We start from the raw sequence: 8,774 nt of genomic DNA on the forward strand, positions 1-8,774 counted from the left end.
ATCTCGCTGTGGGATAATTGACCGAACAAGTCATGAGGAATTGCAATGGCAAGTGTAAAACTTGGTTTACAGCCTGTTCGGGTGGGAAATATTTTCTGCATCGGCCGCAATTACGCCGCGCATGCCGCGGAATTGGGCAATGCGGTGGAAAGCGAGCCGCTGGTTTTTCTGAAACCCACGTCCTCATTGCTGGATGAATCGTCCCTTATCCGGCTGCCGGCATATTCCCGCGATGTGCATCATGAATGCGAGCTGGTGGCGCTGATCGGCAAGGGCGGCGACGACATCGCGCCGGAGCGGGCGCTGAGCCATGTCGCCGGCTACGGCATAGGGCTGGATCTGACCGCGCGCGACGTACAGAGCGAGGCCAAGAGCAAGGGCCATCCGTGGACCAAGGCCAAAGGCTTCCGCGGCGCGGCCTGCGTGTCCACGCTGGTGCCGGCCGCCGGCGTGGCCGATCCGCAGCGGCTGACTTTCGATCTGCGCGTCAACGGCCAATTGCGGCAGCACGGCGACACCGGGCTGATGCTGTTCACGCTGGCGCAGCAGATCAGCTATCTGTCGCGCCTGTATGGCCTGTCCGATGGCGACCTGATCTTCACCGGCACGCCGGAAGGCGTGGCGCGCATCGTGTCCGGCGACGCGCTGGAACTGGAGCTGCATGGCCAGGTGTCGGCCAGCTGGAAGGTGGCGTGATGGCGCAGCAAGAGCACGATGACGGCAAGGTCCGTCTGGACAAGTGGCTGTGGGCGGCGCGCTTTTTCAAGACCCGCCAGCTGGCGCATGAGGCGCTGGAGCTGGGGCGGGTGCTGGTCAACGGCGAGCGGGTCAAGGCGTCGCGCGTGGTGAAAGAGGGCGACCGGCTTTCCCTGCGCATCAATCAGCTGGAGTACAAGGTGGAAGTGCTGCAGCTGGCCACGCATCGCCGGCCGGCCAAGGAAGCCGTGCTTATGTACCGCGAAGACGAGGCGTCGGTCGCTGCGCGCGCGGAGCGGGTGCTGCTGCTGAAGGCCGAGCATGCCAGCTTCCCGCATGGCGAAGGCCGGCCCACCAAGAAGGCGCGGCGCGAGATCACTCGTTTCAAGTCGTCGTATTAGCCGTATTTGCGGCGCCAGTCCGGCCTGGCGCCGGATGGTGCCAGGCATGGAACCACTAGAAAGATAAATAATGCAGTTGTTGTTGCCGTTCGCCGGGTTTTACTTCACCTATTTCACTTTCCAGGGCATGTTCAGCCCGTTCTGGGGCCTGTATCTGGAGTCGCTGTCGTTCAGCGCCTGGCAGATTTCCATCCTGATGGCCCTGTCCACGTTTGCCCGGATTGTCGCCCCGGGTTTTTGGGGATGGTTGGCCGACAAGAGCGGCCGCCGCCGCAACATCATCATCACCACGTCCATCCTGTCCGCCGCCAGTTTTTGCCTGGTGGGCCTGCATAACGGCTTCTGGTGGATATTCGTCTGCCTGGCGGTGTCGCACTTCTTCTGGGCGGCGGCGCTGCCGCTGGTGGAGGCCAGCACCGCCTATCTCACCCGCGACAATCCCGGTCGTTACAGCCGGGTGCGGGTATGGGGGTCCATCGGCTTCGTCTGCCTGGCGATGACGGGCGGCTATCTGTTGGACTGGATGGGCATCGCCGCCACGCCATGGATCGTCTCGGCCTTGTTGATAGGCGTGGCGTTGACGGCTTTCAAAGTGCCGGATGTGGTGACGCAGAGCCGATCCAAACCGGCTGGCCCGATATGGGAGACACTGAAGAAGCCGGTGGTGATGGCCCTGTTTGCCTGCTGTTTCCTGCAGGCCTTCGCCCATGGTCCTTACTACACTTTTTACTCGCTGGGTTTGAAGGACTTTGGCTACGACAAGGGCGCGGTGGGCATGCTGTGGGCGCTGGGAGTGATCGTCGAAATCGGCGTGTTCATGCTGATGCCGCGCATCATGCGCCGTTTCGGCTTGGAGGCGCTGATGCTGACCTCTTTGGTCGCAGCGGTGCTGCGTTTCGGCCTGATCGCCACCTGCCTGGCCTCGCCGGCCATCGCCGCCTTTGCCCAGGCGTTGCACGCGCTGACCTATGCCCTGCATCATGCTTCGGCCATCGGCCTGATCAACCGCATGTTCGCCGAGCAGCATCACGGCCGGGCGCAGGGACTGTACATCATCGCCTCATTTGGCGTAGGCGGCAGCGGCGGCGGGCTGATCGGCGGCTTGATCTGGCCGCACGGCGGGGTGCTGCCGACGTTTACGATGTCGGCCATCGCGGCTTTGATAGGCGTGTTTGTGTGCCTGCGTTGGTTGAGAGCCAAACACTAGGCGCCGAAATGACTATCGCCCTTACTCCGCATCAGGCCTTGGACCAATATAAACGTGCCTTGGCCACGCACGACTGGCGCCAAGTGGCACCCTGGCTGCATGAAGACGCCTGTTTTGTGTTTTCCGATGGCACGTTCAAAGGCAAGGCCGCGGTGTGCGATGCCATCCGCCAGACCTTCGAGTGGATACGCGGCGAAGAATACCGCATCGCCGACCTGCACTGGACGCATGTGGGAGAGCACTTCGCCGCCTGCGTTTATGATTTCGCCTGGAGCGGCCTCGTGGATGGACAGGCGGCGGAAGGGCATGGCCGAGGCAGCTGCACCTTGATCAAGGATGCGCAAGGCTGGCGGCTGCTGCAGGAGCATCTGGGGCCGCCGGCCCAGTTGTGATTGCAGTTCGCGCATGATGGGGTCTGGCCGCCATGTGGCCAGTTTCCCTCGCGTCTGCTCGCGGCATGGCTGGCCCCGCGTCTTGTTTTGGCCTGCGCCCGTAGCTTTCTCAAGGCTTGTCGCTTGCGCAGCAGGCCACCCCGCTTCTCTGTCCTGATTCTCTCAGCCTTAATCGTCCCAGAAGCTGTCTGTACTGTTCAATTCCGCTCGAGTGAGGTACGCGCCGGCCCTAGTCATTCCGTTTCCATGCCATCGTTAAGGGTGATGTGATGATAAAAAATGATCAAACATATCAAAAATATTCATGTCATAGTGTGAATGCTCTAGAATTGCGCGCTTTGTACATTTTGTTACGGTTGTTAAATTTTATGAAGTTGACGCGTTTTTCTGGATTGGCAGTGGCTTTAACCTTGGCTGGTTGTGGTGGTGGGGGGGCGGCGGAGGCGGGGCTGCCGATGCGGGGCAAGCAACTCCAGTGCCACCACAACATGCAGTGAACGCCACGCCGCAAGCGGTGGAGCTTCAGTGCGATGGAGCGCGCTGCCAGATGCCGGCCGGAGTTAGTCAGAAAACGGTGGGGACGATATTTCTTTATCATAATAAAACCGATAGGGCCCAAGTCCTCCGCATCGAAGGCCTTGAGGCGGGGCTTTTGTGGCAGATGGTTCAAACCTCCATGCCCGAAGCTGCGGCCTTGAGCAACACAGGGATGGCGGCCGGCGGTGGTGGCATCAGGAGCGGGTCAGCGCCCGTCAGCGCCCCACTCACAATCGAAAGCCTGGACGCTGAAAAAGACATTGCAAAGGGGTGGTATGTAAGCGGTTCTGCGGGTCAGACGACTACTTTTAAGATGGCATCTCACCCACTGCCGGGAGGTGGCCAAGTCTATGTTTGGGCCGGTGGGAATGCAGAATTCGAGCGGAACTTTAAAGCTTACTTCAAAAGAGCGCAAAGACTGGCCGAGCTGTTTGCCAATAGCATATACCCCCTGGAGGCTGCGCTGCTTGGTGAGCATTGGGGCGCATTGGATCAATCAGAGGCAGCAGCTGAATTTTTGCCAAGCGCTCACCGCGATGTCCATATCGTCGCAGTGCCTCTTGAAAAGGGGACTGCTGGATATGTCAATATTTATGATCGGCGCCACGGCGATACGGCAAGGGGCAATCGTGCGCATGCGATATTTATGCAGCTTGACTTTTTTGCGCCCAGAGCGGCTGATCCTCGAGCCGGTGAAGACACGCTGGATTCTTATCAGAGCGCTGTAGCAGTATTGGCTCATGAATTTTCGCATTTGATATTTCAGTATCAAAAAATAATCAAACCTTGGCAGCTCGGCGAGGCTGTGCACAATAATGTGCGCAAGCGCGAAGTTTGGGAGAGTGAAATGTTTGCCGAGGCGGCGTCATATTTGGTCTCTTCTGAACTGTTTTCCGGCTCGATTGCCTCAGGGCAGCGAGTCAATCCGTATTTGTTAGCGGATGGCGAGATTGAAAACGGACTGGATTACCGGGATAGTGGCTGTCGATTCGATCAGTGGCGTGAAAGGTCTTGCTATAATAAAGCTTCAGCATTGGGGGCCTTGATGGTGCATCAGTATGGTGCGGGCGTTCTGAAGTCATGGTTGGATAGCAAATTATTTGGCGAGAAAGCGCTGGCGGAGGCGATTGGCCTGCATGGTGGCGATGGCTATCTTGATTTGAAAGAGCAGTTTGCTGGCCTGGCTTTGCTGGCGGGAAAGAAAATCCAAACGCCTGAGCGTTATGCATTCCGACAGCGAGAGATATTGGTCCCTGCCGGTGAATATGTCAGTGCTGAACGTCGTTATGCGCTGCCGAAAATTGAACTAGCGAACTTTAAGAGTATGTTGATTCCCTTGGCAGACCATAAGGAGCAAGATATTGCTACTAAAGGTTTCATCAGCTCTGCTTCAAATATCGTGACCATCCCTCCGCATGCCATGCTGAGCTTTACATATAGCCCTGCTCGTTAAATAAGCAATTTGCAAAAATTTTTGATTAAGGGCGATGGCCGTCAGCTAGTTCTCGCTGACGGCCTTTGTGTTTTTGATTGAGCAAGCGTTTTTTGGCGACAGACCATTGCGGTGTTGCGCAACTGTCGATGAGCAAACCCGGCGGTTTCCTATACTGGGCATTTCGTTTCCGGCCGAGTCATAGCAACATCACCAGCTTGAGCTCCGGCGCATTGGCCGGCCGCAGCGTGATCTGGCGCTTGTGCAGCCGGCCAAGCGCCGGATGATGGAAGGCGCGTTCGCCGCCTTCGCGTTCCAGCACATCCTGTTGCTGCCAGAAACGTTCGAAGTCCGCGCTTTCCCGGCGCAGCCTCTCCAGCATGGCCGCCGTTTCCACATCATCCAGTTGCTGGCCCAGGTCTGCCCGCAGCTCCGCCACGATGCGCCGCGCCCGTTCCGGCCAGTTGTCGATGAAGGTCTTCGCCTCCGGCGCCAGGAAGATGAAGTCGAGTTGGCTGCGGCTGGCTTCCGGATTGCCCAGCCAGCCGCAAAACAACTGTTCCGCCGCCGCGTTCCAGGCGACGGCCCGCCAATGGCGGTCCAGCACATAGGCTGGGATGGCGATGTGCGGCAACATGGCTTCCAGGATTTCCCGCGCTTGCGGGTTGGCCTCGGCGCGTTTGTCCTTGGGGTTTTTCAGGCCGGCCAGGTCGAACAAATAGTCGGTTTCCGCGCCGGATAATTGCAGCGCGGCGGCCAGCCGGCTCAGGGTATGGGCCGACACCGACTCGGTGCGGCCCTGTTCCAGCCAGGTGAGCCAGGTGGGGCTGATGCCGGCCAGTTGCGCCACTTCCTCGCGCCGCAAGCCTTTGGCGCGGCGGCGCGGGCCGCTGGGCAGGCCAGCCTGTTGCGGCGTCAGCCGTTCGCGGTGGGCGCGCAGAAAGGCGCCGAGCGGCGTGGACGAGGGTGATTCCATATGGCGATCCTGTTGGTTTTTATACCAGTATAACGGCTTATCTTGTAACAGGATCAAAGCTGGTCAAAGATGTGTGCAACGACGACCCGAGGAGCCGCAACATGACCGCGCAAACCTTGTACGACAAATTGTGGAACAGCCATGTAGTGCGACAGGAAGCCGATGGCACGGCGCTGTTGTATATCGACCGCCACCTGGTGCACGAAGTGACCAGCCCGCAGGCATTCGAAGGCCTGAAACTGGCCGGCCGCAAGCTGTGGCGCGTGGATTCCGTGGTGTCCACCGCCGACCACAACACGCCGACCGACCACTGGGATGAAGGCATCAAGGACCCGATTTCCCGCCAACAGGTGGAAACGCTGGACGCCAACATCAAGGCATTCGGCGCGCTGGCTTACTTCCCGTTCAAAGACAAGGGCCAGGGCATTGTCCATGTGATGGGGCCGGAGCAGGGCGCCACGCTGCCCGGCATGACCGTGGTGTGCGGCGACAGCCACACCTCCACCCATGGCGCTTTCGGCGCGCTGGCGCATGGCATCGGCACCTCCGAGGTGGAGCATGTGATGGCCACGCAATGCCTGGTGGCCAAGAAGTCCAAGAACATGCTGGTGCGCGTGGACGGCCAGCTTGGGGCGGGCGTCACCGCCAAGGACGTGGCGCTGGCCATCATCGGCAAGATCGGCACCGCCGGCGGCACCGGCTACGCCATCGAGTTTGGCGGCGAGGCCATCCGCAGCCTGAGCATGGAAGGCCGCATGACGCTGTGCAATATGGCGATCGAAGGCGGCGCGCGTTCCGGCCTGGTGGCGGTGGACGACAAGACCATTGAATACGTGAAGGGACGTCCGTACGCGCCGAAGGCCGAGCAGTGGGACGCGGCCGTGGCTTACTGGCGCACGCTGCATTCCGACGACGGCGCGCATTTCGACGAAGTGATCGTCCTGCAGGCTGCCGACATCCAACCTCAGGTCACCTGGGGCACTTCGCCGGAAATGGTGGTGGACGTGGGCGGCAAGGTGCCGAATCCGGCGCGCGAAAATGATCCGGTGAAGAAGGCCGGCATCGAGCGCGCGCTGGCCTATATGGGCCTGGAGGCTGATACGCCCATCGATCAGATACCGGTGGATGTGGTGTTCATCGGTTCCTGTACCAACAGCCGCATCGAGGACTTGCGCGAGGCCGCGGCTGTGGCCAAGGGGCGGCAAAAGGCCGCCAACGTCAAGCAGGTGCTGGTGGTGCCGGGCTCCGGCCTGGTCAAGGCACAGGCCGAGGCCGAGGGCTTGGACAAGATTTTCACCGCTGCCGGCTTTGAATGGCGCGAGCCGGGCTGTTCGATGTGCCTGGCGATGAACGCCGACCGGCTGCTGCCGGGCGAGCGCTGCGCCTCCACCTCCAACCGCAATTTCGAAGGCCGCCAGGGCCAGGGCGGGCGCACCCATCTGGTGAGTCCGGCGATGGCGGCGGCGGCGGCGGTGGCCGGCCATTTCGTCGATGTGAGGCGCCTGGCCGCGCAGTGAGCGGCGGCGATGGACCGCCGGCGACGACAGGGTAGAATGCATGTCTGATTCAATCCTGTCGGACAGAAAGGCTGTCCATCGCAATATGGAGCATCGCATCATGAACAAACCGATTGTCTGGCTGAGCCTGGCCCTGCTGCTGGGCGGCTGCAACACCGTGCAAGGCATCAAGACCGACGCCAAGGAAGGCGGGCAGGCTGTGGAGCATGGGCTGCAGAAGGCTGGCAAGGCGATCGGCAACGCGGTGGAAAAAGGCGGCGAAGCGATCAAGCGCACCGCCGAGTAACCCCGCGCCATCCTGAACAGGGAGCGCAATATGAAAGCATTCACCACCTTGCAGGGCCTGGTCTGTCCGTTGGACCGCGCCAATGTCGATACCGACGCCATCATTCCCAAGCAGTTTTTGAAGTCGATCAATCGGTCCGGCTTCGGCCCCAATCTGTTCGACGAATGGCGCTATCTGGATCACGGCGAACCCGGCATGGACAACAGCCAGCGGCCGCTGAATCCGGACTTCGTGCTGAACCAGCCGCGCTACCAAGGCGCCCAGATCCTGCTGGCGCGGGAAAACTTCGGCTGCGGCTCCAGCCGCGAGCATGCGCCGTGGGCGTTGGATGACCAGGGCTTCCGCGCGGTGATCGCCCCCAGCTTTGCCGACATCTTCTTCAACAACTGTTACAAGAATGGCCTGCTGCCCATCGTGCTGGCGGCGGACATCGTGGATCAGCTGTTCCGCGAATGCGAGGCCACGCCGGGCTATAGCCTGACGGTGGACCTGGCGGCGCAGACCGTGTTCACCCCGTCTGGTCAGGCCTTTCTATTCGACATCACCGAGCACCGCAAGCATTGTCTCTTGGGCGGCCTGGATGAAATCGGCCTGACCTTGCAGCATGCGGACGAAATCAAGGCTTTCGAAGCCAAGCGCCGCGCCGAGCAGCCCTGGTTGTTTGCTTGAATCGATAACTGGTCAGCGTCCGCGCGGTGGGCGCGTCCTGCGAAGGCGCCCGTTCCACCCTGCATGAACCATTGGAAGAGCCACTCCATGCCCAACCGCCTTGCCGCATGCAGCTGCGGCCAGCTCACCGCCCAAGTAACAGGCGAGCCGGTGCGCGTCTCCATCTGCCACTGCCTGGCCTGCCAGCGCCGCACCGGCAGCGTTTTTGGCCAGCAGGCCCGCTTTTACCGCAAGGACGTCGCCATCGCCGGCCATTCCACCGTCTACGTCCGCGTGGGCGATGAAGGCTCGCGCGTCAAATTCCACTTCTGCCCGACTTGCGGCGCTACCGTGTATTACGAGCCGGAAGGGCTGGACGAGTTTGTGGCGATACCGGTGGGCGCGTTTGCCGATCCAGGTTTCCCGGCGCCCAGCGTGTCGGTTTATGAGGAAAGGAAGCATGGGTGGGTGGCGGTGCCGGAAGACGCGGAGCATTTTGCCTAAGGCAAGCCTGCATCCCGTAAATCACAATCATTGCTGAGGGAGACGCGGCATGGGGCAGCGTTATCAGGAGTTGCAGGATTCGCACCGCGAGTTCATCGCCGGACAAAAGCTGTTTTTCGTCGCTACCGCCATGGCGGATGGCCATGTCAACCTGTCGCCCAAGGGCATGGACTCGCTG

General features: G+C 60.7%; 11 protein-coding genes. 10 read left to right on the forward strand and 1 reads right to left on the reverse strand.

Annotation, left to right across the window (positions count from 1 at the left end):
* Positions 1–45 precede the first annotated feature (45 nt).
* From JHD59_RS16560 to JHD59_RS16580, 5 genes are all read left to right on the forward strand, one after another.
* Entirely contained in the window at positions 46–696 is a 651-nt protein-coding gene (locus tag JHD59_RS16560; protein ID WP_199155026.1) for a fumarylacetoacetate hydrolase family protein, read from the forward strand.
* Entirely contained in the window at positions 696–1,097 is a 402-nt protein-coding gene (locus JHD59_RS16565) for an RNA-binding S4 domain-containing protein (RefSeq protein WP_199155035.1), read from the forward strand. Before JHD59_RS16560 ends, JHD59_RS16565 begins: the two co-directional genes overlap by 1 nt.
* A 70-nt stretch (positions 1,098–1,167) precedes the next feature.
* Positions 1,168–2,304 (forward strand): MFS transporter, encoded by a 1,137-nt coding sequence (locus JHD59_RS16570; RefSeq protein WP_199155027.1) that lies wholly within the window; start codon positions 1,168–1,170, stop codon positions 2,302–2,304.
* An 8-nt stretch (positions 2,305–2,312) separates the two neighbouring features.
* Entirely contained in the window at positions 2,313–2,696 is a 384-nt protein-coding gene (locus JHD59_RS16575) for a nuclear transport factor 2 family protein (protein WP_199155028.1), read from the forward strand.
* A gap of 475 nt (positions 2,697–3,171) precedes the next feature.
* On the forward strand, positions 3,172–4,686 hold the full coding sequence (locus JHD59_RS16580) for a hypothetical protein (protein WP_199155029.1): 1,515 nt from the start codon (positions 3,172–3,174) through the stop codon (positions 4,684–4,686).
* 178 nt (positions 4,687–4,864) lie between these two features.
* On the opposite strand, the gene JHD59_RS16585 is transcribed toward JHD59_RS16580, so the two are convergent.
* Complete coding sequence (locus JHD59_RS16585; protein ID WP_233164296.1) at positions 4,865–5,641, reverse strand: helix-turn-helix transcriptional regulator; 777 nt, start codon at positions 5,639–5,641, stop codon at positions 4,865–4,867.
* A gap of 101 nt (positions 5,642–5,742) precedes the next feature.
* On the opposite strand from JHD59_RS16585, the gene leuC reads away from it, so the two are divergent.
* The 5 genes from leuC to JHD59_RS16610 all read left to right on the forward strand — a co-directional run.
* A complete protein-coding gene (gene leuC, locus JHD59_RS16590) occupies positions 5,743–7,158 on the forward strand; it encodes a 3-isopropylmalate dehydratase large subunit (RefSeq protein WP_103321598.1) in 1,416 nt (471 codons plus the stop codon).
* A gap of 100 nt (positions 7,159–7,258) precedes the next feature.
* Positions 7,259–7,444, forward strand: a complete 186-nt coding sequence (locus tag JHD59_RS16595; RefSeq protein WP_103321614.1) for an entericidin EcnAB — start codon at positions 7,259–7,261, stop codon at positions 7,442–7,444.
* Positions 7,445–7,474: 30 nt separating this feature from the next.
* The gene (gene leuD, locus JHD59_RS16600; RefSeq protein ID WP_199155031.1) at positions 7,475–8,113 is read left to right on the forward strand and encodes a 3-isopropylmalate dehydratase small subunit; all 639 of its coding nucleotides are present in this window, start codon (positions 7,475–7,477) and stop codon (positions 8,111–8,113) included.
* A gap of 87 nt (positions 8,114–8,200) precedes the next feature.
* Positions 8,201–8,596, forward strand: a complete 396-nt coding sequence (locus JHD59_RS16605) for a GFA family protein (RefSeq protein ID WP_199155032.1) — start codon at positions 8,201–8,203, stop codon at positions 8,594–8,596.
* Between the two features lie 49 nt (positions 8,597–8,645).
* The coding region (locus JHD59_RS16610) for a pyridoxamine 5'-phosphate oxidase family protein (protein WP_199155033.1) at positions 8,646–8,774 on the forward strand (129 nt) is incomplete at its 3' end.

It is taken from the genome of Chromobacterium sp. ASV23 (assembly GCF_016428945.1).
Lineage (GTDB): Bacteria > Pseudomonadota > Gammaproteobacteria > Burkholderiales > Chromobacteriaceae > Chromobacterium > Chromobacterium sinusclupearum.

Coding starts and splice junctions, on each gene's coding strand:
- JHD59_RS16560 (WP_199155026.1), top strand. CDS start 46: ATGGCAAGTGTAAAACTTGGTTTACAGCCTGTTCGGGTGGGAAATATT.
- JHD59_RS16565 (WP_199155035.1), top strand. CDS start 696: ATGGCGCAGCAAGAGCACGATGACGGCAAGGTCCGTCTGGACAAGTGG.
- JHD59_RS16570 (WP_199155027.1), top strand. CDS start 1,168: ATGCAGTTGTTGTTGCCGTTCGCCGGGTTTTACTTCACCTATTTCACT.
- JHD59_RS16575 (WP_199155028.1), top strand. CDS start 2,313: ATGACTATCGCCCTTACTCCGCATCAGGCCTTGGACCAATATAAACGT.
- JHD59_RS16585 (WP_233164296.1), bottom strand. CDS start 5,641: ATGGAATCACCCTCGTCCACGCCGCTCGGCGCCTTTCTGCGCGCCCAC.
- leuC (WP_103321598.1), top strand. CDS start 5,743: ATGACCGCGCAAACCTTGTACGACAAATTGTGGAACAGCCATGTAGTG.
- JHD59_RS16595 (WP_103321614.1), top strand. CDS start 7,259: ATGAACAAACCGATTGTCTGGCTGAGCCTGGCCCTGCTGCTGGGCGGC.
- leuD (WP_199155031.1), top strand. CDS start 7,475: ATGAAAGCATTCACCACCTTGCAGGGCCTGGTCTGTCCGTTGGACCGC.
- JHD59_RS16605 (WP_199155032.1), top strand. CDS start 8,201: ATGCCCAACCGCCTTGCCGCATGCAGCTGCGGCCAGCTCACCGCCCAA.